Here is a 21,661-nt window from a genome sequence, read left to right on the forward strand (position 1 = left end):
CCCCGAACCCCTGCGCCGCCGCCGGAGGAGACAACCATGACCGTTCCCGCCTCGCGGGTCCGTCGACGGCCCAGGACACCGGGCCGCCTGTTGCCGCTGCTACTCGCCACCGCGCTGCTGCTGCCGGTGGCGTTCCTCGTCGTACAGGGCCACCGGCTGGTGGACGCCGACCGCGAGCTGGCCGCACGGGAGCGCCTCGGCGTCGAGTACCTGCGCGCCCTCGGCCCGGTCACCGAGGCGTTGGTGGACGCGCAGACCGCCGCCGTCGCCGGCCGACCGGTCTCCCGGGACGCCCTGGACCGGGCGGTGGAGCAGGCCGCGGCGGTCGACACCCGGATCGGCGGCGAGCTGCGCAGCACCGAACGGTGGGCCGGGCTCCGGGCCAAACTGGAGGGCCTGCCCAGCCGGTCGCTCACCGACCCGGAGGCGGCCTTCACGGCGTACGGCGAGGTCACCGACCTGCTGCTCGCCCTGCACGGCAAGGTACGGGAGACCTCCGGCCTGATCCGCGACCCGGGTTCCGACTCGTACTTCCTCCAGGACGGCGTCGGCGAGGAGATGCCCGAGGCGATGGTCGCCACCGGACGGCTGGTCGACCTGGCCGTCCTGGCCCAGCGGCGACCCGCCGCCGAGCAGGCCCGCACCGCGGGGGAGCTGGCCGCCCTCCGGTTCGCCGCCCTGCAACCCGCGGGTGACCTGGTCGGCGACCTCCAGACGGTGGTCGACACCTCGGAGAGCGCCGCGATCGGCGCCGAGGTGCTCACCCCGCTGGACAACTACCAGCGGGCGGTCGAGGCGCTGGCCGCGCTGTCCCGGCCCACCGGCCGCACCCAGGAGCTGGACCTGACCAAGCTCGCCGGTGCGCGCACCCAGGCCCAGAGTGCGGTCCGGGAACTCCAGCCGGTCATCCTCGACGAGTTGGACCGGGTGCTCCGGCAGCGGCTCGACCAGCTCGACCGCGACGGCCTGCTGATCCTCGGTGCCGGCGGGCTGGCCGGGCTGCTCCTGGTCGCGTTCGCCGCCAGCGGCTGGCTGTCCCGCCGGAGTGACACCCCGGGGGGTCGGCGCACCGCCCCGGGCGGGCCGGCCGAGGCGACCGAGGCCGTCCCGTGGGAGCCGCCGGCCCGGCCCGACCGCCGACCGGACGGGTCGGTCCCGGTGCTCCAGCCGGCGGGGCAGAGCGCCGGACCCGAGCGGTGGAGGCCCTTCGATGCTGCTCGGTAGGCTGCGGATCCGGGGCAAGCTCGCCCTGCTGGTCCTGGTCCCGCTGCTCTGCATGACCGGGCTCACGGTGCCGGTGGTCTGGGACCGGGCGACCGTGGCCCAGCGGGCCGGCGACCTCGCCGACCGGGTGCGGATCGCCAGCCGGGTCGGCACGATCCTCCAACACCTCCAGCAGGAACGCCTGCTCGCCATCGGTCTGCTGCTCGGCCAGGTCGGGCGCACCGACCTGGTGCAGAAGATCGCCGAGGTGGACGACCGGATCGCCGACCTGCGCGCCGAGGCCGGGGACGACCTGCCGGCGGAGGTCGACACCGCCCTCGACGGGGTACGGCAACTGGCCGCCCTCCGCACCGCCGCGGTGGCCGGGCAGACCGGTCCGGACCAGATCATGGCGGGGTACGGGCCGGTGAACACCACCCTGATCGACTCGCTCCGGCTACGGCTCAACGCGGACACCCGTACCCCCACCGGGCGGCAGGTGCTGGCCCTGGACGGTCTGCTGCGCACCGGTGAGAGCCTCAGCGCCGGCGCCACCCTGATCGTGCTGGTCGCCGCCCGGCCCAACGCCCAGACCGTCACCGCCTACGTGGCCAACTTCGCCGTCCTCTCCGAGGAGAGCGCCCGGCTCCAGGCCCTGGTCACCCCCGAGCAGCTCGACCTGCTCACCCTCGAGGAAGTCGCGGTGGCCAACCGCACCGGCCCGGACTTCATCAACCAGAGCGCCCTGGACCCGGCCACGGCGATCGGCTCGCTGGACGTGGCGACCCTCTTCCCCACCGTCTCCTCGATGATCACCCTGGGCCAGTTCGTGGAGAAGAAGCTGGCCGCCGACGTCACCGCCGAGGTGCGCGCCGACCGGCAGGTGGCGCTCGCCGGTGCGTACTGGGTGACGTTGTTGATCGTGACGATCCTGATCGCGGTCATCCTGCTCACCATGGCCGTCGGTCGCGCGGTGGCACGGCCGCTCACCCGGCTCACCCGCTCCGCCGACCGGGTCGCCCGGGTCGCCGAGTCCGAGTTGGTCCGGGTCGCCGACGACGAGTCGGAAACCAGCTCACCGGTACGCCTCGACCCCGTCGACGTGGGTGCCCGGGACGAGATCGGCGACCTGGCCCGCGCCTTCGAACGGGTGCAGAACACCGCCGCCCGGCTGGTGGAACGGCAGGTGGCGAGCCGGCGCAACGTGGCCCAGATGTTCGGCCACGTGGGCCGGCGTACCCAGAACCTGGTCGGCCGGCAGATCGCCCTGATCGACCGGCTGGAGCAGCAGGAGACCGAACCGGGCCGGCTGGAGCACCTGTACCGGCTCGACCACATCTCCAGCCGGTTGCGCCGCAACGCGGGCAGCCTGGTGGTGCTCTCCGGCGCGGCGGGCGACGACGCACACGTCGCACCGGTCCCGGTGGCCGACGTAGTCCGGCTGGCACTCGGCGAGATCGAGGACTACACCCGGGTGGACGTGCAGGTCCCACCCGAGGTGGTCGCCGTCCCGGCGATCATCGGCGACCTGGTGCTGGCCCTGGCCGAGCTGATGGAGAACGCCACCATCTTCTCCCCGCCGCACACCCGGGTCGTGGTGGCCGGCGAACCGACCGACGACGGCGCGCGGCTGGCCGTGATCGACCAGGGCATCGGCATGAGCGCGCAGCGGCTGGCCGAGGAGAACGCCCGGTTCACCCGCCGGGAGCGGCTGGACCTGGCCCCGTCCGAGGTGCTCGGGCTCTTCGTGGTCGGCCGGCTGGCCCGCCGGCACGGCTGGACGGTGGAGCTCGCGGCGACCCCCGGCGGCGGGGTGACCGCCACCCTGACGCTCCCCGGCTCCGCCCTGGTCCAGGCCACCAGCGGCCGGCACGGCGAACCCGTCGCCCGCGCCGCGCTGCCGTCGCGCGACCGGCCCGGGACCACCGCTCCCGCCGTACTCCCGTCGCGCGACCGGCCCGGGACCACCGCTCCCGCCGCGCTGCCGTCGCGGGACCGACCCGGAGTCGGCATCCCGGTCGGGACGGGCGAACCCGACAGCCCCCTGCGGACCGGTCGGACACCGGTCACGGTCGACGCCGGCCCGAACCGGCCACTGGTGGACGCCGGCCCGGCCCGGCCCCTGGTCGATCCCGCGGCGTTGCCCGGGTTCGACCCGACGCTGGTCGGCAAGGCGACCCGGAGCATGGCGGCCACCGGCCCCTGGGACGCCTTCGGCACCGTGCCCGCCGCGCCGGAGCCGACCCTGCCGGCCGGTCCGGACGGTCTTCCGGTCCGGCCCGCCGGGCAGCCGGCCGACGCACCCGTCCTGCCGGCCCGGGGAACCGCCACGGTGGCCCCGGTCGACGCGGACCCGAGCCGGACGGCCGCCCCGCCGGCCGACACCGTCCCGGCCGGCCGGGCCGCCCCGGCCGCTCCACCGGCCCCGCTGACCGGTATCCGGCAGCGGGTACCCGGCGCGAGCCTGCCCCGCACCGCCCCGGTCGTCGGTCCGGTGGACGCCACCCACGCCGACCCGGCCGCCGCCCGTGCTCTCGTCGAGGAGTTCCAGTCCGGGGTACAACGGGCCGAACAGGCCGCACCGGCCGCCGACCACCCCGCCGAACCGGCGACGCCCCGACTGACCCGGCGGATCCCGGGTGCCAACCTGACCGTCTCACCACCCCGGCAACCACCCAGCCAGCACCCGGGAGATCCGGGCGAGGTCCGCGATCTCATCAACGCGTTCGAGACGGGCGTCGCCCGTGCTCTGCGCGAAGTCCGCACCGACCGCCGCACTGAAGAAGGAACGACACGGTGACCAGCCCGCACGTACACGAGAACGTCGACTACCAGAACCACCCGGCCGGTGATCTGAGCCCGGAGGCGCGCACCTTCAACTGGCTGTTGGACTCGTTCACCTCCAGCACGGCCGGCGTCCTGGAGGCCATCGCGGTCTCCTCCGACGGGCTGCTGATGGCCATGTCGTCGATCAAGGACCGGTCCAACGCGGAACGCCTCGCCGCCGTCGTCTCCGGCATGACCAGCCTGGCCGGCGGCGCGGCGAGCTGGTACGCCCTCGGCGGGCTCAACCGGGTGATCGTCGACATGGCCGACGGCTACCTGCTGATCACCGCCATCAGCAGCGGCTCGGTCCTCGGCGTGATCGCCGACCGGTCGGCCAACCTGGGCACCGTCGCGTACGAGATGACGCTCTTCGCCGGGCGGGCCGGCGGCGCGCTGACACCGAGACTGATCGCCGAGCTGAAGAACGCCGTTCAGCAATGACCCGGGACGCCGCCGGCGAGGAATCGGAGCCCGAACCGTCGGTCCGGGTCCGCCCCTACCTGCGGACCCCGCCGGGGGGCGGGGCGGCGACACCCGCTCCCGAGCCGGAGGCCGACCGGCCGACCAGCAGCCCCCGCCCGTTCGTGCTGACGGCCGGACGGGTCGCCGGCGCGGACCCGGCGATCGGCCTGGAGACCCAGGTCACCGCCCGGTCCGAGCCGGGCCGGGCTGCCGTCGTGGCCCTGCTCGCGCCCGAGTTGCAGGCGATCGTCGCGCTCTGCGGCGAACCCATCTCGGTCGCGGAGATCTCCGCCCGGATGCGGCTGCAACTCGGCGTGACCCGGGTGCTGGTCGGTGACCTACGGGCCGCCGGCCACCTCGACGTGCACGTCGGCGCCGTCGACGACGCATTTGACCCCGACCTCATCCTGCGAGTGATTGATGGACTCCGTGCGATCTCCTGAATGGCCGGTCGCCCCGCTCGGCGGGCTCGCCGCGAACAGTGCCTCCACCCGTTACGGCCAGCCGGTGGGCGGCCCTCCGACCCCGGCTCAGCACCCGCCCCCGCCACCGCCGTACCGGCCGCCGGCGGTCCCGGCGGCCACCGCACCGGTCCCCACCACCCGGACCGGTGCGGGCGCCGCCCCACCCATCCCGGTCAAACTTCTCATCGCCGGTGGTTTCGGGGTGGGCAAGACGACCACGGTCGGGGCGATCTCCGAGATCGCCCCGCTGACCACCGAGGCCGAGATGACCAGCGCCGGCATCGGGGTGGACGATCCGGGGCTGGGCAGCGCCAAGACCACCACCACGGTGGCGATGGACTTCGGCTGCGTCACCATCGACCGGAGCCTGAAGCTGTACCTGTTCGGCACGCCCGGTCAGCACCGCTTCGGTTTCATGTGGGACGACCTCGCCCGAGGGGCGCTCGGCGCGCTGGTGGTGGTGGACAGCTCCCGGCTGGACGACTGCTACCCGGCGATCGACTTCTTCGAGCGGGCCGGCCTGCCCTTCGTGGTCGGGGTGAACGCCTTCGACGGCCGGCTCACCCACGAGTTGGGGGCGATCCGGTGGGCGCTGGCGATCGGCGACCACGTGCCGTTGGTGCAGTTCGACGCCCGGGACCGGCTGTCGGTGCGGGACGCCCTGCTGGTCGTCCTGGACCGGGCGCTGGACCGGGCGGTGCGGGAGAAGGGCGTCTGAACGAATCGGCGCCCGGGACCGTTCCATTCGGAGAGGGGGACGTCATGAGGGGTGGTCTGGACGAGACACTGGCCCGGCTGGCACGCCGTGAGGAGGCCCGTCGCCGCCGGTCGGTCGATCAGGGCGCGGAGGTCGACGACGGCACGCCGACCGTGGCCTTCGACGCCACCGGTCCGGCGGCCCCGGCAGCCGGGCAGCCGGGGGCGGTGGCCGTGCCGGCCGGTGTCGACCCGGTGGAGGCGGTGGCCGAGGCGGTCCGCCGGGTGGTCGCCGGATGGCCGGGCCTGTCGGTGGGGTTGCGGGTGGAGTACGCCGGGCGGACGTACCCGCTGCGCGTCGAGCGGGCGGACGCCGCCGACGAGCGGGCCGGAGCCGAGGTACGGGCCGCCCCTGACCCTCCCGCGCCACCACCCGGCTGGCCTCCGGCGAGCAGGACGTCACCGGCGTGGACGCCGGCCCGGGAGATGCCCGGCGTCGACCCGGCGGCCCGGCTGGCCGAACTGATCCGACGCGACCCGACGCTGCTCGACAACAACGGCTGAGGGGTGCCGGCGGCACCGGGCGGCTACTGTCGGGCGATGCCCGCACCGGACCTCACCCTGACCGCCAGCCTGCGCCCGGCCGCTCTGGATGCCCGACGCGGCATCGTCCGGCTGCACCCGGAGGTGCTGACCGCCCTGGCGCTGCGCCCCGGTGACCCGGTGCGGCTGGCCGGTCGACGGGTCACCGCCGGGATCGTCGCGCCCGCCGAACCGACCACCAGCGCCGCGCTGCTCTACGCCGACGACCTCACCCTGGGTAATCTCGGGGTCCGCGACGGTGGTCAGGTGACGGTCGGTCCGGTCCCGCTGACCCCAGCCCGACGGGTGACCCTGAGCGGCCCGGTGCCGGTACTCGCCGCGGTGTCCCCGGAGATGCTCCGGCTCGCGCTGCTCGGCAAGATGGTCACCGAGGGCGACGACGTCTCGCTGCTGCCCCAGGACGTCCTCCCCGACGCGTCGGTACGCGGTCTGGTCGAGGCCGCCCGACGCAGCCTCGCCAACAGCGTCGGGTACGCCTGGACGAGCAGCCTGCTCACCGTGGTCGCCGCCGAACCGGCGACCGGTGCCCTGGTGACCATGGACACCGTGGTCGGCTGGGAACACGGCCAGGTCACCCACGGCTCCTCCGGCCCGTCCCGGCCTCACCGGGGGACGACCACAGGCGCCGACGACCTTCGGTCCGGCGACCGGACCACCGACGCCTCGACGGCGGGGACCTCGACGGGTCCGGGGCCGGTGGCCGGTGGCCCGGCGGCTACCGGAGCGGACGACGAACCTGCGGACGACGACGTACCGCACGTGGACGAGCTGCCCGGGTTGCGCGGCCAGGCCGAGGAGCTGACCGAGCTGTTGGACCTGGGCTTCCACCACCGGGAGGTGCTGGGCCGGCTGGGCACCACGGTCTCGCTCGGCGTGCTGCTCAGCGGCCCGGCCGGCTCGGGCAAGTCGGCACTGGTGCGGGCGGTGGCCAAGGCGGTCGGTGCCCGGGTACGCCCGCTGTGGGCGCCGGAACTCGCCGCGCTGACCAACGACGCGGCGGCCCGCCGGCTCCGCGAGGCCGCCGCCGGGCTGGCCGACGGCGGGCCGGGGGTGCTGCTGGTCACCGACGTGGAGGCGCTGGCCCCGGCCGAGGACGCCGGGCCGCTGGCCACCGTGTTCCGGCAGGTGGTCGCCGGGGCCGTCCGATCGGGTACGGCGGTGGTGTGCACCACCTCGCGCCCGGAGTCGGTCGACCCGGGGTTACGCGCGCCCGACCTGCTGTCGTTACGGATCACGGTGCCGCTGCCCGATCCGGCGCTGCGCCGTGAACAGTTGACCGTGCTGACCCGCCAGGTGCCGCTGGCCCCGGACGTCCGGCTGGACGAGGTGGCCGGTCGTACCCCCGGGTTCGTCGCCGCCGACCTGGCCGCGCTGGTCCGGGAGGCCGGGGTACGGGCGGCGCTGCGGCAGAAGACGGCCGAGCAGCCCACCGTGGCGATGGCCGACTTCTCGGCGGCGCTGGAGGTGGTCCGGCCGACCACGATGGCGGCCTCCACCCTGGAGTTGGCCACGGTCACCCTCGACGACGTGGGTGGTCTCGGCGAGGTGAAGCAGACCCTCACCGAGTCGGTGCTCTGGCCGCTGACCTACCCGGACACCTTTGCCCGGCTCGGGGTGCAGCCGCCCCGGGGGGTGCTGCTGTACGGGCCGCCGGGGTGCGGCAAGACCTACCTGGTGACCGCCCTGGCCGGAACCGGGCGGGCGAACGTGCTGTCGGTGAAGGGTGCCGAACTGCTCTCCAAGTGGGTCGGCGAGAGCGAACGGGCGGTCCGGGAGCTGTTCCGCCGCGCCCGCGAGGCCGCGCCGACGCTGGTGTTCCTCGACGAGATGGACGCGCTGGCCCCGGTACGCGGCCAGGCCACCGACGGCGGCACCACCGACCGGGTGGTGGCCGCGCTGCTGACCGAGTTGGACGGGGTCGAGGCGCTGCGCAACGTGGTGGTGATCGGCGCGACCAACCGCCCGGACCTGGTCGATCCGGCGCTGCTGCGCCCCGGCCGGCTGGAACGGCTGGTGTACGTGCCGCCGCCGGACGGCCCGGCCCGCACGGAGATCCTGCGCGCCGCGTCCCGTGCCGTACCGCTCGCCGGGGACGTGGACCTGCCGGCCCTCGGCGAGGAGCTGACCGGCTTCTCGGCGGCGGACTGCGCGGCGCTGGTGCGGGAGGCGGCGCTGGCCGCGATGCGGGAGTCCCTGTCCGCCGCCACGGTCACCGCCGCCCACGTCGCCACCGCCCGCCGTCGCGTCCGCCCGTCCCTGGACCCCACGCAGGTCGCCTGGCTCGCCGCGTACGCCGACAAACACGCGGGCTGACCACGGGCACGCCCGACGGGACGGCGGGTGGCTGCGGATCGCCGGGTGCTCGGGTGCCGTGTGCTCGGGTGCCGGTGCCGGTGCCGGTGCCGGGTGCTCGGGTGCTCGGGTGCTCGGGTGCCGGTGCCGGGTGCTCGGGTGCCGGATGCTCCGGTGCCGGTGCCGGTGCCGGTGCCGGTGCTGGTGCTGGATGCTCGGGGCCGTCTGGGCGTGTCGGCGCAGACCAGTAGTCAGGCAGCGAGCGTTATGCCTGAGAGGCATAAATATGACTGCTGGGCATACCACTCGTCGCGGGAAGCACAAGTGTCCGCGACACGCCGCCTCATCCAGGGGCCGTCGCCGCGGCTGCCGCTGCCGTCTGCCTTTGCGGCGGCTGCCGCTGCCGTCCGCCCCGCTGCCGGTGCCGCCTGCCCGGCTGGAGGTGCCGTCTGCCCCGCTGGAGGTGCCGTCTGCCCCGCTGGGGGTGCCGTCCGCCCCGCTACCGGTGCCGCCTGCCCGGCTGGAGGTGCCGTCTGCCCGGCTGCCGCTGCCGTCCGCCCCGCTACCGCTGCCGCCTGCCCGGCTGCCGCTGCCGTCCGCCCCGCTGGGGGTGCCGTCTGCCCGGCTGGGGGTGCCGTCGCCGTGCCCGCCGCGTCGGAGGTCCTCGCCGCATGGCGCCGCCGCATGCCGTAGCCGCATGCCGCTGCCCACTGCGCTGGCGCGGGCCACTGCGCTGACGCGTGTCATTGCCCCGGCGGGGCCGATGACGACGACCGCCCGGGGGGAGTTGGCGGATCAGCCGACGGCGGGTGGGGTCGCGTCGAGGGAGATCTCCGCGTGCACCTTTCCACCCTCTTCGCGTAGTTTGGCGCCGCAGTTGCGCAGCACCGAGACAGCACCCACGTTGTCGGAGGTGGTCTCCGCGACGACGGAGTGCATACCGGCTGCGGCGGCGGTGTTCAGCAGTTCCCGCAGGGCTGCGGCACCGAGCCCCTGCCCCCGGGCCGACCGGCCGAGCCACATGCCCGTCTCTACCACGCCGGGGGCGGCGCAGCGGGTCATCCTGATCATGCCGACCACCTCGCCACCGACACACACAGCGAACATCAGCGTGCGGTTCGGGCCGTCCAGGCCGTCAAAGCTGGCCCGGTGGAAGTTCCGAAACGCCTCCCGGCGGGCGTGCGACCAGCCGGCGGGGGCCTCGACCGGGGGCATGACGTCACTCGGCTCAGCCTCGGCCGCCGCTACGGAGAGCAACGACTCCAGGTTCGCCTCGTCCACCGGCTCCAGCCGTACCGCGCCTGCCACGTGCCGCAGTCTGCCGCCCGCACCGACGTCCGTCCACCCCTTTGGGCGGCGACTGGCGGTCCGGCCGGACGTCTCGGCCGGTCGGTCCGGATTCACCCACGGTGCCGGCGGCGGGCTTGGGCGGAAGGCTCAGCGACGCCGGTTACGGGTCCGGGAGGCGCGCAGGCGGCGAAGCCGGCCGATCAGCAGCGGCTCGGCGACCAGTGCGGCGGGGCGATCGAGTAGACCGTTGAGCAGCTGGTAGTAACGGGTCGCCGAGAGCCCGAAGGTGTCCCGGATGGCTTGTTCCTTGGCCCCGGCGTGCCGCCACCACTGCTGTTCGAAGGCGAGGATCCGCTGTTCCCGTTCGGTCAGCTCGTCGGCACCGGCCGGAGCCGCCCGCGCACCGGTCCGCTCGTCGTCCGGGGCCGCTCGGGGCGACGGCACCGACGGTGCCTGCTGCGGCGCGTCGACCGGCTCCGGCGACGCCCCGGACCGGGCCATACCGTCGGCGGACAGTTCGGCGTCGGCGGACAGCACGGGCTTGGCGGACGGCACGGCGTCGGCGGGCGGCATGGCGTCGGCGGGCGGCATGGCGTCGGCGGGCGGCATGGCGTCGGCGGGCGGCATGGCGTCGGCGGGCGGCATGGCGTCGGCGGGCGGCATGGCGCTCCTCGGCAGGGTGGACGACCGGGCGGGCCGGCCGGGGAATCCCAGCTTAACCAGGGTGGGCGACGCTTCCGCCCGACGGCTGTCGGCCGACGCTGACGACGTACGGCGGGCTCGGGTCGACCGTTGGTCGACCCGAGCCCGCCGCATCCGGTGCCGGGCCGCCCGGCTCAGGTGATGTCGCGCCGACGCATCAACCAGAACGCGGCAGCCACCACCACCGCGGTGCCGAGGCCGAAGACCAACGCCGAGTCCTGCCAGGTCACCAGCATCTCCTTCGGCGTGCACTCGCCCTGGACGAACTCGCAGGAGCGGTAGTCGATCAGCGTCCACTGCTTCTGGAACCAGGCCAGCGCATAGGTGGAGAGCACCCAACGGTCCCCGAACCGGACCCCGGCGATGGTCATCGCGATCCGGATGCCGATTTCGCTGATCACCCCGACGCCGACGGCGACACCGAGCGCCATCGAGGTGTGCCGGCCCAGGGAGGCCAGCGCAAAGGCCACCGCACCGGCGGCGAGGATGATCGCCAGTGCCCGCAGTCCGCTGATCCCGACGGACTGCCACACCCCGGAGGTGACCTTCGCGGTGGTCCCCCGGTAGGTGGCGATCAGCCAGAAGGCCAGGGTCCACAGCGCACCGAGCACCACCGTCACCCCGGTCAGCGTGGTGAGCACGGCGGCCAGCTTGGTGCCGAGCACGGCGAGCCGTTTCGGCCGCCACAGCAGCAGGTTCATCATTCCGCCACTGCTCCACTCGGCCCCCACGAAGGAGGCGCCGATCAGGAAGGCGAAGAGCGCCACCGCCCCGGCGAAGACGGCGATGAAGATCTCGAACTCGGCCCGGAAGTCGAACTGGTAGGGCAGGTTCCACTTCGGGTCGAACATGTCCGGGGTGGGCTGCCAGTCCCGGCCGCAGTTCGGGCCGTACCGGTCCTCGGTCTGCTCGCCACGGGCCTTGGCCGCTTCGCAGTCGGCGATCGAACGCTCCCAGTCCCGGACGGCCTGCCGGAAGTTCGCGTCCGACTCGGCCTGGGCCTCGGCGATCACGGCCGGGGAGAGCTTGTGGCTGGAGAAGCCGAAGGCGGTGACGATGCCGGCCAGGCCCAGTACCAGCAGGACCAGCATGACCCGGGTGAGCCGACGCTTGGCCAGCCGACGCAGTTCGGTGACGTACAGGCTCATGCGCCCCACCCTCCCGTGGTGCCGCCGGTGTGGCCCGGCTCGCCGACCTTCGTGGACTCGTCGACCTGGCGGTGCTGGCCGGGGACCGGCGCGGTGGCGGTGATCTCCAGGAAGACGCTCTCCAGGTCCACCGAGACCGGGGCCAGCTCGCTGACGTACAGGTGCTGTTCGGCGAGGAGCCGGCTGACCGTGGCCGGCTTGTCGACGCCGGCCAGCATCAGGTGGTCGGGGTGCCGGGTGACCGCGACCCCGGCCCGGCCGAGCAGGTCGGCCGCGGCGGCGAGGTCCTCGGCGGCGTCCAGCCGCACCCGTACCCCGCCGTGCGAGTGCTGGGCGAGCACCTGCTCCACCGGGCCGGCGGCGACCCGACGGCCCAGCGAGATGATGGTGACCTCGTCGCAGATGAGCTGGATCTCGCCGAGGATGTGGCTGGAGAGCACCACCGTCATCCCGGATTCGGCGAGGGTACGCATCAGGGTACGCATCTCCCGGATGCCGCCCGGGTCGAGGCCGTTGGCCGGCTCGTCCAGGATCAGCAGCTTCGGGTTCTTGAGCAGGGCGGACGCGACGGCGAGCCGCTGCTTCATGCCGAGCGAGTACGTCTTGACCCGCTCGCCGGCCCGGTCCCGCAGCCCGACCAGTTCGAGCACCTCGTCGACCCGGACGGCGGGGACGTCGCCGGCCCCGGCCAGCAGGGACAGGGTGTCCCGGGCGGTGAAGTGCGGGAAGAACTGCGGGCTCTCCACGATCGCGCCGACCTGACCGGCGACGGTGGGCAGCGCGGTGGGCACCTCGTGGCCGAGGATCGCCATCCGCCCGCCGTCCGGCCGGATCAGCCCGAGCAGGGTGCGTAGCGTGGTGGTCTTGCCCGACCCGTTGGGGCCGAGGAAGCCGTGCACCTGACCGGCCTCCACCCGCATGTCGAAGCCGTCCAGCGCGTTGCGGACACCACGCCTGCGGCTCTTGTACGTCTTACGTAGACCTTCGATCTCCAGGACAGCCGACAAGCTGCGCCTCCCCCGATGGTGGCTGATGACAGCGGTCACCATACTCGGTATGCCCCGGGTGGCAATACCCGGTATGCATCGGCGCTCGATTACTACCGACGGTGCACCGAGGGATCACTCAGGCGCAGATGACGGCCACTCCGGCGGCACGGAACGCAGCGACCAGCTCCGGGGCCGCCCCGGAGTCGGTCACCAGGGTCTCCACCCGCTCCACCGGGCAGATCCGGGCGAACGCGTGGCCGCCGAGCTTCGACGAGTCCGCGATGATCACCACCCGCTTGGCCCGGGCCACCATCAGGTTGTTCATCGCCGCCTCCCCCTCGTGGTGGGCGGCGGCACCCAACTGGGGATCGAGCGCGTCCACGCCCAACAGGGCGACGTCCAGGGTGACCTCACGCAGCAGCGCCCCACCGAGCGGCCCGACCAGCTCGAACGACTTCGGCCGCACCACACCCCCGGCGACCACCACCTTCATCCGGGAGCGGACCAGCAGTTCGTTGGCGATGTTCAGGGCGTTGGTGACCACGGTGAGCTGGGCACCCTCGGCGTTGGTGTTCAGATCCGGCCGGACGGCGAGGGCCCGGGCCACCTCGGTGCTGGTGGTGCCGCCGTTGAGGCCGACCACGGTGCCCGGGGAGACGAGCGCGGCGGCGGCCGCGCCGATCCGCTGCTTCTCGGCCGAGTGCTTGGCCGTCTTGTAGCGCAGCGGCAGGTCGTACGAGACACCGTTGGCGACCGCGCCGCCCCGGGTCCGGGTGATCATCTGCTGCTGGGCGAGCTGGTCGAAGTCGCGGCGGATGGTGGCCTGGGAGACGTCCAGCCGGTCGGCGGCCTCCTCGACGCTGACCCGGCCACTGCCGGTGAGCATCTCGAGCAGAGCGTTCCACCTGGCGTACCGGTCCACGAGGGGCCTCCGATGACTCTGCCCGAACGGTGATTGATGGCGTGCACAGTAGTGCGCGAAACTGACGGTGCGCAAAACCCTGCTCTGCGCGATCCGGGGGCAGGTTGCCACACCCACCCCGTTTCGCGCAGAATAACGCGCGAAAGACGGTGGTAATGAGCCGTATTGCGCACCTCCCTCCCCTGTGCGAGGAGTTCCCCATGGCGTACGTCGACGCGGAGATCGCCAGCCAGCCCGACTGCTGGCGGGAGGCGGCCCGGCTCTCCGGCACCGTCGCCAATGGCCTCCCCCGGCCCGGCGAGCGGGTCGCCGTCGTCGGCTGCGGCACGTCGTGGTTCATGGCCATGGCGTACGCCGGGCTACGCGAGCGGGCCGGTCACGGCGAGACCGACGCCTTCCAGGCCAGCGAGTTCCCCGCCGACCGCCGCTACGACCGGCTGATCGCGGTCACCCGCTCGGGCACCACCACCGAGGTCCTCGACCTGCTCGCCGCGCACCGCGGTCGGACACCCACCACCGTCCTCGTCGGCGACCCCGGCTCGCCCGCCGTCGCGCTGGCCGGCACGGCCGTGCCGATGCCCTTCGCCGACGAGCGTTCGGTGGTGCAGACCCGGTTCGCCACCACCGCCCTGGCGCTGCTCCGCGCCCACCTCGGCGACAACGTCGAGGCGCTGGCCGCCGACGCCGAGGTGGCCGTCCGGGCTCCGCTGCCGCTCGACCCGGCCCGCGTCGACCAGGCCACCTTCCTCGGTCGGGGCTGGACGGTCGGGCTGGCCCAGGAGGCCGCGCTGAAGTGCCGCGAGGCGGCCACCTTCTGGGCCGAGGCGTACCCGGCGATGGACTACCGGCACGGTCCCATCTCGATCGCCGCACCCGGCCGGCTGGTCTGGGCGTTCGGGGAGCTGCCCGACGGGCTGCCGGAGGACGTGGCGGCCACCGGGGCGGCGTTCGTGCACAGCCGCCACCACGGCTGCCACACCGTGCTGGGCAGCTGGGCGGCCGGCCGGACCCCGGTCGACCCGATGGCCGACCTGATCCTGGCCCAGCGCTTCGCGGTGGCCCTGGCGACCAGCCGCGGCCTCGACCCGGACGCGCCCCGGCACCTGACCCGTTCCGTGGTGCTGGCGTGACCGACCGGCCGGACGACGACCAACGTCTCGTCGTCGCGCTGGACGTCGGCGGCACCGGGATGAAGTGCGCCCTGGTCCGCCCGGACGGCAGCACGGCGCACGCCGAACGCCACCCGACCGACGCCGGGCGCGGCCCGGACGCCGTGGTGGCGACCGTCCTCGCGGTCGCCGGAGGGCTGGCCGACCGGGCGCGTGCCGCCGGGGCCACCCCGGTGGCGTGTGGCGTCGCCGTGCCCGGGGTGGTCGACGAGGCCGCCGGGGTGGCGGTCTGGTCGGCGAACGTCGGCTTCCGGGACGTACCGCTGCGGGACCTGGTGGCGACGCGGCTCGGACTGCCGGCGGCGCTCGGCCACGACGTGCGGGTGGGCGGGATCGCCGAGGCCCGGCTCGGCGCCGGCCGGGACGCCCGGCACGTGCTCTTCGTCGCGATCGGCACCGGCATCGCCGCCGCCCACGTGGTGGCCGGGTCGGCCGCCGTCGGGGCGCACGGTGCGGCCGGCGAGATCGGCCACATCCTGGTACGCCCCGACGGGCCGCGCTGCGGCTGCGGCCGGACCGGCTGCCTGGAGGCGCTCGCGTCCGCCTCGGCCGTCGCCCGCCGCTACGCCGCACTCGCCGACGACCCACGACCCGGGGCGGCCGGAACCGGTCCCGGGGCGGCCCCCGCCGACACCGCGCCGACCCGCAGCGCGGTGAGCGCGGCCGACGTGGCCGGGCGGGCGGCGGCCGGCGAGGAGCTGGCCGGCCGGGTGTGGCGGGAGGCCGTCGAGGCGCTCGCCGACGGGCTCGCCACCGGGCAGGCCCTCTACGACGTGGACACCATGGTGATCGGCGGCGGCCTGGCCCGGGCCGGCGAGCAGCTGCTCGGCCCGCTCCGGGCCGCCCTGCACGAACGGATGACCTTCCATCGGGAGCCGCGCCTGGTCGCGGCGGCCCTGGGCGACGAGGCCGGTTGCCTCGGCGCGGCCCTGCTCGCCCTCGACAGTCTGGAGAGACGATGACCCAGCGGGTGACCGGCAAGGTGGTGACCCCGACCGGCGTGATCCGGCAGGGGTGCGTGGAGCTGGACGGCGAGCGGATCACCGCCGTCGCCGAGTACCCGGCCAAGCGCGACGGGCACTGGATCGTGCCGGGCTTCGTGGACATGCACACCCACGGCGGGGGCGGCCACACCTTCACCACCGGCGACGCCGCCGCCGCCCGCGAGGCCGCCGCGTTCCACCTGCGCCACGGCACCACCACCCTGCTGGCCAGCCTGGTCAGCTCCCCGTTCGAGCTGATGCGGACGGCCACCGCCGCGTTCGCGCCGCTGGTCCACGAGGGCGTGCTGGCCGGCGTCCACTTCGAGGGGCCGTACCTGTCGGCGGCCCGGTGCGGGGCGCAGAACCCGGAGTTCCTCCGCGACCCGTCCACCGACGAGCTGGGCCGGCTCATCGCCGACGGCGACGGGACGGTACGCATGGTCACCCTGGCCCCCGAGCGTCCCGGCGCGCTGGACGCCATCAAGCTGCTCACCTCGCACGGGGTGGTCGCCGCCGTCGGCCACACCGACGCCACCTGGGAGCAGACCCGGGCCGCCGTCTCGGCGGGGGCGAGCGTCGGCACCCACCTGTTCAACGGGATGCGCCCGCTGCACCACCGCGAGCCCGGCCCGGTGGTGGCCCTGCTGGAGGCCCCGAACGTGGTCTGTGAGCTGGTCGCCGACGGGGTGCACCTGCACGACGGGATGCTCACCTTCGTCACCGCCGTGGCCGGCCCGGAACGGGTCGCGCTGGTCACCGACGCGATGGCCGCCGCCGGCATGCCCGACGGCGACTACGAGCTGGGCGGCCAGCCGGTCGCCGTGGCCGACGGGGTGGCCCGGCTGGCCGGCAACGGGGCGATCGCCGGCAGCACCCTCACCATGGACGCGGCGCTGCGGCACGCCGTCACCGCCGGCGTCCCGATCACCGACGCGGTACGGATGGTCGCCACCACCCCGGCCCGCGCCATCGGCCTCGGCGACCGGGTCGGCGCGCTGCAGAGCGGCCGGCGCGCCGACCTGGTGGTGCTCGACGACGAGCTGACCGTGGTCCGGGTCATGCGTGCCGGCAGCTGGCTCGACTGACCCCATTCGACGGAGCGGGCAGGGGCGGGTCAGCCGGTCGGGACCTCGACGCCCAGGACGGCCTGCTCGTCGGGGCGGTGCACCAGCACCTCGGACAGGTAGGACTGCACCGCCGGCCCCATCCCCACGTCCCGGCGGGCCCGCTCGGAGAGCAGCCACTTGTGCTCGATGATCTGCGCGAAGATCTCCTGCGGCTCCAGCTTGTGCCGCAGGTGGGCGGGGACCGCCCGGACGACCGGCTCGAAGACCTCGGTCAGCCAGCGGTGGGCCGCCTGCTGCTCGTCGGTCAGGTCGCTCTCCACCCGGTAGGCGTCCAGGTCGTTGAGGAGCCGGCGGGCCTGGTTCTCCTCGGCGTCCAGGCCGGTGAGCCGGATCAGCCGCCGGGTGTGGTACCCGGCGTCGACGACCTTCGGGCGCACCAGGTACCGCCCGTCGTCGACCGTCGACAGGGCCACCTCGGCCACGTCGAAGCCCAGCTCGTTGAGGCGGCGGATCCGGCCCTCGATGTCGTGCCGGGCCTCCCGCTCGACCTGCTGCTCGTAGGTGATCTCGTGCCAGAGCCGTTCGTAGCGCTGCACGACCTCCTCGCAGACCACCTCCGGGTCGATCGACTCGTGCAGCAGCCCGGCCGCCTGGAGGTCCAGCGCCTCGCCGAAGATGTTGACCCGGGCGATCTCCAGGTCCTCGCCGCGCTGCCCGTTGGACAGCGAACGGTGCAGCGCGCCGGTCTCGGCGTCGACCAGGTAGGCGGCGAACGCCCCGGCGTCCCGCCGGAACAGGGTGTTGGACAGCGAGCAGTCGCCCCAGAAGAAACCGGTCAGGTGCATCCGGACCAGCAGCACGGCGAGGGCGTCGAGCAGCCGGCCCATCGTCTCCGGGCGCAGCGTGCGGGAGAAGAGCGCCCGGTAGGGCAGCGAGAACTGGAGGTGCCGGGTGATCAGCACCGGGTCCAGCGGGGTGCCGTCGTCGGCCTGCCGGTCGGCCACGATCGCGATCGCCTCCACCGACGGGAAGTCGATCCGTTCCAGCGCCCGCAGCAGGTCGTACTCGCGTTCGGCGACCCGCTCCCCGGTCTCCTTGACGGCGTACACGTAGTCGCCCAGGCGGACGAACCGGACGATGTGCCGGGAGATGCCCTGCGGCAACGCGACCAGGTGCCGGGCAGGCCACTGCTCCAGCGGGGTCGACCAGGGAAGGTCGAGCAGCGCCGGGTCGACGAGGGCCGAGGTGATCCGCACGGGGACAAGTGTGCCGGGTGCTCCCCGGCGGGCGCCCCTCTTCGTGGTTCGACACACATCGACCGGGCCCGCGCCACCACCCGCCCGGGGGGCCGCGCCACCGGCCCCCGCCGGCCACGCCACCGACCCATGCGGGCCACGCCAGGGCCGGCCGCGCTCCTCGCCACCACGGCCCCGTGGTCGGCCGGGGTAGCGTGATCGCGTGCGGCAGACCACCACGACGGTACGCGGCCGGGCGCGGCTCAGGCCGGTCCGCCCGGCCGGCTGGTGGTACGACCTGCTGCTGCTCACCGCCCTGGTCGGCCTCACGGTGGCCCTCGCCACCGAGCACCTGTTCGCCGTCGACCGGGCGGTCGTCGACTGGGCGGACGCGCACCGGCCGACCGCGACGTACTGGATCGCCCGGGTGCTCAACCTGCTCGGCCAGGGCAGCCCGCTGACCCTGCTGGCCGCCGCCCTGGGGGTGCTGCTGGCCGTCCGGCTCCGCTCGGTGCGTCCGCTGCTGCCTCCGGTGGTCGCCTTCGGGCTCACCCTGCTGACCATCGGCCCGCTCAAGGTGTGGACGGCCCGCCCGGCCCCCACCGCCAGCGTCAAGGAGCCGTTCCTGCCGCCGGAGCAGACCCTGCCGCTGTTCCAGCACGACCTGCCGGTCGGCTACGCCCAGTCGTACCCGTCGGGGCACGTGGCCAACGCGATCGTCTGGTACGGGGTGATCGCCCTGCTGCTCGCCCCGCTGCTGCGCACCGTCGGCCGGAGGATGCCCCGGCCGCTGGTCACCGCCGTCCGGGTGGTGCCGCCGCTGGTGGTCCTCGGCACCACCACCTACCTGGGCTGGCACTGGTTGACCGACTCGGTGGCCGGGCTGCTGCTGGGCCTGCTGCTGGACCGGCTGCTGCGCCGCGTCCCCTGGGACGACCTGCCGCTACCGGCCCGGCTGCGCGGCCGGGACCGCCCGTTCACCTCCGACGCCTAGCCGGGCCGCGCCCGCCCTGCCCCGGGCCGACTGTCCGCTTTCCGCCTTCCTGGCGACGGAAGGCTGCCTGACCGGGGACGAGAAATCGTCGAGCCTGTGCCCAGCGGAGCCCGTCCGGCAGTCAGAGGGGATGCCCATGTTTCTGCGCATCAGGGTCGTCGCGACGGCGGTGGCCGTCGCCGTGCTCGGCGCTCCCGCCATGTCCGCAGCGCCCGCGTCGGCTTCCGTCAGCCAGGGGTACGTCGCGGGCACCGGGGCCTGGACCGACGACTGGGCGGACGAGGGCCCCGTCTCCGCCTCGACCCGCCCGCACAGCAACGTCGTCGCCATGTGGCAGATGATCCTGTGGGCCGACGGCTATCTCGACCGCTCCGGAATCGACTGTCGGTTCGGGCCGGTCACGACCGCCGCCACGACGAGGTGGCAGAGTGACCGGGGCCTACGCGGCGACGGTGTCGTCGGCTCCGCCACCCTGACCAAGGCGGCGACCCGCCTCAGCGGGTACGAGTCGTGGTTCTCCTACGACGGTGCCGGCACCAACGTCATCTATTTCGGTCGCCGCGCCGACGGCAGGTGGGACATGAGCCTCGGCCCCGACCTGGAGTGGCAGCTCCTCTCGTACACCTACGCGAACTTCAGCATCTGCGCCTGACGCCGCCGCGGCCGCCCGCCCGTGTCCTGACCGGTTCCGGCGTGCTCGCCCTCGGCGCGCTCTGGTACGCCCCGCGCCGCCGCCGGTCAGTCCTGCGGATCACGTGACGTCGGGACGCCGGTGGACGCTGGCGGGGCGGCCGGCGGTGGGGGCGGGGTGGTCTCGCGGAGCAGGGCGCTCAGCCCGGCCCGGCGGGCCACCACGGTCAGCCGGTCCCCCGCGCTGATCACCATCCGGGGGTCGGCCCGCCAGTCGGTCTTCTGCCCGGCCCGGGAGTGGGCCAGCAGGCGCACCTCGCCGGGCCGGGCCACCGCGGCGAGCGGACGCCCGTCCAACGCGGCACCGGCCACCACCGGCACCTCGACCACCAGCAGGGCGTGCCGGTCGACCGGGATGGTGGCGATCACCGCCCGGTCCAGCAGGGCGGCGGCGAACGACGGTGCAGCCAGGTAGGACACGCTGCGCGAGATGCCGATGCCGAACGCCCGCTGGATCCGCTCGGCGAAGTCACCGTCGAACAGCCGCAGCACCACCCGCAGCTCCGGGTTGAGCGCCCGGCCGTTCAACGCGGCCCGCAGGTTCACCCCGTCGTCGGTGGAGACCACCACCAGCGCCTGGCAGTGCTCCACCGAGGCCGAGCGCAGCGTCTCCTCGCGGGCCGCGTCCCCGACGATCAGGGGTACGCCCAGCCGTCGGGCCAGCGCCGCGCCGCGGGCCTCCGCCGTCCGGTCGATCGCCACCACCTCGACACCGAAGTCGTTCAACTGGGCCATCACCCGGGTGCCGATGTTGCCCAGCCCGACGACCACCACGTGTCCGGTGCGCTCCGGCTGGATCCGGCCGGCGTGCAGGGCCAGCCGGGCGTTCACGATGCCGTCCACCACCACGGCGGTGATCAGCGGGATCAGTGCCAGCCCGGCCAGGTTGAGCACCACCTGCATGATCTGGGCGGCGGCCGGTTTGGCGACGTCCGGGTCCTGACCGCTCAGTGTGGTCACCAGCGTCAGGTAGAGCGCCTCGGTCCAGCTCACCTCGACCGCGCGGGCGTTCAGCCAGCCGAGCAGCGCGATCACCCCGAGCAGGGTGAGCACCGCGATACCGATCTTGCGGGTGGCGAAGCTGCGGACCGCCCGGAGCAGCACCGCCAGCGGCTGCCGGCGACGCCGGGCACGGACCAGCCGACGGGCCGCCAGCTCGGTGCCGGCCGGCTGGCCGGTCGCCTCGGCGAGCACCACGTCGGCGGCGGACTCGTCGGCGGGCAGCACCCGGACCAGCTCCGGGTCGGTGGTGACGGCCAGCCCGCAGACCACGTCGGCGGGGCGGACGTCGTCGCGGCGGGCCACGTAGAGGGTACGGCCGCCGTGCCGGAAGTGGGTCGGGGCGACCTCGCCCAGGGCGGCGGCGACGAACGCCGGAGCGGCCATCGAGGCGTCGGAGAGCACCGCCGAGTCGGGGAAGAGCTGCCGCAGGCCGTTGGCGAGACTGGTGTTGAACATCCGGACCACCAGGCGCAGCTGCGGTTCGACCTCCTGGGCGCAGAGCGCGGCGTGCATGTTGCCCACGTCGTCCTGGTGCAGCAGGGCCAGCCCGTCCGCGCCGGCCAGCCCGGCCCGGCGGAAGGTGGCCTCGTCGAGCCGGTCGGCCCGGACCACCTGCACCCCGTCGACGTCCCGGCCGTCGGGGCCTTCGGAGCGGCGGCGCTCCGGCACGACCAGGGTGATCTGGACCCGGCCGTGGGCCAGCTCGGTGCCGAGCAACGCCCGGACCACCCAGTACGTCAACGGATCGTCGCCGCAGACCACGTAGTGCGGACGGGAGTCGCCGTTCATCCGCAGCCGCCAGCCGGTCGCCCGCCGGGCCCGGTCCCGCAGGGGTTCGGCCATGCCCGGATGGTAGCCAGCCGGTCCTCACCGGCGCAGCCCTGGCCCGGCCGGGTGGGCCGCCCCAGGCATGGTGCGGGTGGC

19 protein-coding genes are annotated in these 21,661 nt (G+C 74.5%); 12 read left to right on the plus strand and 7 right to left on the minus strand.

Annotation, left to right across the window (positions count from 1 at the left end):
- Nucleotides 1-36: 36 nt before the first annotated feature.
- Genes O7625_RS04500 through O7625_RS04530 form a run of 7 tightly spaced genes read left to right on the plus strand, consistent with a single transcriptional unit; the run spans nt 37 to nt 8,567 of the window.
- On the plus strand, nt 37-1,224 hold the full coding sequence (locus O7625_RS04500; protein WP_282344499.1) for a hypothetical protein: 1,188 nt from the start codon (nt 37-39) through the stop codon (nt 1,222-1,224).
- On the plus strand, nt 1,211-4,003 hold the full coding sequence (locus O7625_RS04505; RefSeq protein WP_282344500.1) for a nitrate- and nitrite sensing domain-containing protein: 2,793 nt from the start codon (nt 1,211-1,213) through the stop codon (nt 4,001-4,003). Before O7625_RS04500 ends, O7625_RS04505 begins: the two co-directional genes overlap by 14 nt.
- Nucleotides 4,000-4,470, plus strand: a complete 471-nt coding sequence (locus tag O7625_RS04510) for a roadblock/LC7 domain-containing protein (protein ID WP_067305308.1) — start codon at nt 4,000-4,002, stop codon at nt 4,468-4,470. Before O7625_RS04505 ends, O7625_RS04510 begins: the two co-directional genes overlap by 4 nt.
- On the plus strand, nt 4,467-4,934 hold the full coding sequence (locus O7625_RS04515) for a DUF742 domain-containing protein (RefSeq protein WP_067305311.1): 468 nt from the start codon (nt 4,467-4,469) through the stop codon (nt 4,932-4,934). Before O7625_RS04510 ends, O7625_RS04515 begins: the two co-directional genes overlap by 4 nt.
- Nucleotides 4,912-5,673 (plus strand): ATP/GTP-binding protein, encoded by a 762-nt coding sequence (locus tag O7625_RS04520; protein WP_172898436.1) that lies wholly within the window; start codon nt 4,912-4,914, stop codon nt 5,671-5,673. Before O7625_RS04515 ends, O7625_RS04520 begins: the two co-directional genes overlap by 23 nt.
- Nucleotides 5,674-5,717: 44 nt before the next feature.
- Nucleotides 5,718-6,215, plus strand: coding sequence for a hypothetical protein (locus O7625_RS04525; protein WP_282344502.1), 498 nt, complete (start codon nt 5,718-5,720; stop codon nt 6,213-6,215).
- A 36-nt stretch (nt 6,216-6,251) separates the two neighbouring features.
- Entirely contained in the window at nt 6,252-8,567 is a 2,316-nt protein-coding gene (locus O7625_RS04530; protein WP_282344504.1) for an AAA family ATPase, read from the plus strand.
- Nucleotides 8,568-9,341: 774 nt separating this feature from the next.
- Here the strand turns inward: O7625_RS04530 and O7625_RS04535 are convergent.
- From O7625_RS04535 to O7625_RS04555, 5 genes are all read right to left on the minus strand, one after another.
- Entirely contained in the window at nt 9,342-9,854 is a 513-nt protein-coding gene (locus tag O7625_RS04535; RefSeq protein ID WP_282344506.1) for a GNAT family N-acetyltransferase, read from the minus strand.
- Between the two features lie 129 nt (nt 9,855-9,983).
- Nucleotides 9,984-10,463 (minus strand): DUF3263 domain-containing protein, encoded by a 480-nt coding sequence (locus O7625_RS04540; protein WP_282346806.1) that lies wholly within the window; start codon nt 10,461-10,463, stop codon nt 9,984-9,986.
- A gap of 209 nt (nt 10,464-10,672) precedes the next feature.
- On the minus strand, nt 10,673-11,686 hold the full coding sequence (locus tag O7625_RS04545) for an ABC transporter permease (protein ID WP_282344508.1): 1,014 nt from the start codon (nt 11,684-11,686) through the stop codon (nt 10,673-10,675).
- On the minus strand, nt 11,683-12,693 hold the full coding sequence (locus O7625_RS04550; protein WP_282344510.1) for an ATP-binding cassette domain-containing protein: 1,011 nt from the start codon (nt 12,691-12,693) through the stop codon (nt 11,683-11,685). Before O7625_RS04550 ends, O7625_RS04545 begins: the two co-directional genes overlap by 4 nt.
- Nucleotides 12,694-12,811: 118 nt before the next feature.
- A complete protein-coding gene (locus O7625_RS04555; RefSeq protein WP_067304864.1) occupies nt 12,812-13,597 on the minus strand; it encodes a DeoR/GlpR family DNA-binding transcription regulator in 786 nt (261 codons plus the stop codon).
- 200 nt (nt 13,598-13,797) lie between these two features.
- On the opposite strand from O7625_RS04555, the gene O7625_RS04560 reads away from it, so the two are divergent.
- From O7625_RS04560 to nagA, 3 genes are read left to right on the plus strand one after another with little or no spacing between them, the layout of a single operon-like run.
- Nucleotides 13,798-14,727: a sugar isomerase gene (locus tag O7625_RS04560; protein WP_282344514.1), complete on the plus strand. Its 930-nt coding sequence runs from the start codon at nt 13,798-13,800 to the stop codon at nt 14,725-14,727.
- Nucleotides 14,724-15,728: an ROK family protein gene (locus O7625_RS04565; protein WP_282344516.1), complete on the plus strand. Its 1,005-nt coding sequence runs from the start codon at nt 14,724-14,726 to the stop codon at nt 15,726-15,728. The genes O7625_RS04560 and O7625_RS04565 overlap by 4 nt, the downstream gene beginning before the upstream one ends.
- Nucleotides 15,725-16,834, plus strand: a complete 1,110-nt coding sequence (gene nagA, locus O7625_RS04570; protein ID WP_282344517.1) for an N-acetylglucosamine-6-phosphate deacetylase — start codon at nt 15,725-15,727, stop codon at nt 16,832-16,834. The genes O7625_RS04565 and nagA overlap by 4 nt, the downstream gene beginning before the upstream one ends.
- Nucleotides 16,835-16,863: 29 nt before the next feature.
- On the opposite strand, the gene O7625_RS04575 is transcribed toward nagA, so the two are convergent.
- Nucleotides 16,864-18,072, minus strand: a complete 1,209-nt coding sequence (locus O7625_RS04575; RefSeq protein WP_067304856.1) for a DUF4032 domain-containing protein — start codon at nt 18,070-18,072, stop codon at nt 16,864-16,866.
- Between the two features lie 202 nt (nt 18,073-18,274).
- On the opposite strand from O7625_RS04575, the gene O7625_RS04580 reads away from it, so the two are divergent.
- Nucleotides 18,275-19,045 carry a phosphatase PAP2 family protein gene (locus O7625_RS04580; RefSeq protein ID WP_282344518.1) on the plus strand — a complete coding sequence of 257 codons (771 nt, stop codon included), beginning with the start codon at nt 18,275-18,277 and terminating at the stop codon, nt 19,043-19,045.
- Between the two features lie 136 nt (nt 19,046-19,181).
- A complete protein-coding gene (locus tag O7625_RS04585; protein ID WP_282344519.1) occupies nt 19,182-19,697 on the plus strand; it encodes a peptidoglycan-binding domain-containing protein in 516 nt (171 codons plus the stop codon).
- Between the two features lie 86 nt (nt 19,698-19,783).
- Here O7625_RS04585 and O7625_RS04590 read toward each other — a convergent pair whose 3' ends face one another.
- Nucleotides 19,784-21,580: a potassium channel protein gene (locus tag O7625_RS04590; protein WP_282344521.1), complete on the minus strand. Its 1,797-nt coding sequence runs from the start codon at nt 21,578-21,580 to the stop codon at nt 19,784-19,786.
- Between the last annotated feature and the right edge of the window lie 81 nt (nt 21,581-21,661).

The organism is Micromonospora sp. WMMD714 (assembly GCF_029581315.1).
Classification (GTDB): Bacteria; Actinomycetota; Actinomycetes; order Mycobacteriales; family Micromonosporaceae; genus Micromonospora; species Micromonospora rifamycinica.

Coding starts and splice junctions, on each gene's coding strand:
- O7625_RS04500 (WP_282344499.1), top strand. CDS start 37: ATGACCGTTCCCGCCTCGCGGGTCCGTCGACGGCCCAGGACACCGGGC.
- O7625_RS04505 (WP_282344500.1), top strand. CDS start 1,211: ATGCTGCTCGGTAGGCTGCGGATCCGGGGCAAGCTCGCCCTGCTGGTC.
- O7625_RS04515 (WP_067305311.1), top strand. CDS start 4,467: ATGACCCGGGACGCCGCCGGCGAGGAATCGGAGCCCGAACCGTCGGTC.
- O7625_RS04520 (WP_172898436.1), top strand. CDS start 4,912: ATGGACTCCGTGCGATCTCCTGAATGGCCGGTCGCCCCGCTCGGCGGG.
- O7625_RS04525 (WP_282344502.1), top strand. CDS start 5,718: ATGAGGGGTGGTCTGGACGAGACACTGGCCCGGCTGGCACGCCGTGAG.
- O7625_RS04530 (WP_282344504.1), top strand. CDS start 6,252: ATGCCCGCACCGGACCTCACCCTGACCGCCAGCCTGCGCCCGGCCGCT.
- O7625_RS04540 (WP_282346806.1), bottom strand. CDS start 10,463: ATGCCGCCCGCCGACGCCATGCCGCCCGCCGACGCCATGCCGCCCGCC.
- O7625_RS04545 (WP_282344508.1), bottom strand. CDS start 11,686: ATGAGCCTGTACGTCACCGAACTGCGTCGGCTGGCCAAGCGTCGGCTC.
- O7625_RS04560 (WP_282344514.1), top strand. CDS start 13,798: ATGGCGTACGTCGACGCGGAGATCGCCAGCCAGCCCGACTGCTGGCGG.
- nagA (WP_282344517.1), top strand. CDS start 15,725: ATGACCCAGCGGGTGACCGGCAAGGTGGTGACCCCGACCGGCGTGATC.
- O7625_RS04585 (WP_282344519.1), top strand. CDS start 19,182: ATGTTTCTGCGCATCAGGGTCGTCGCGACGGCGGTGGCCGTCGCCGTG.
- O7625_RS04590 (WP_282344521.1), bottom strand. CDS start 21,580: ATGGCCGAACCCCTGCGGGACCGGGCCCGGCGGGCGACCGGCTGGCGG.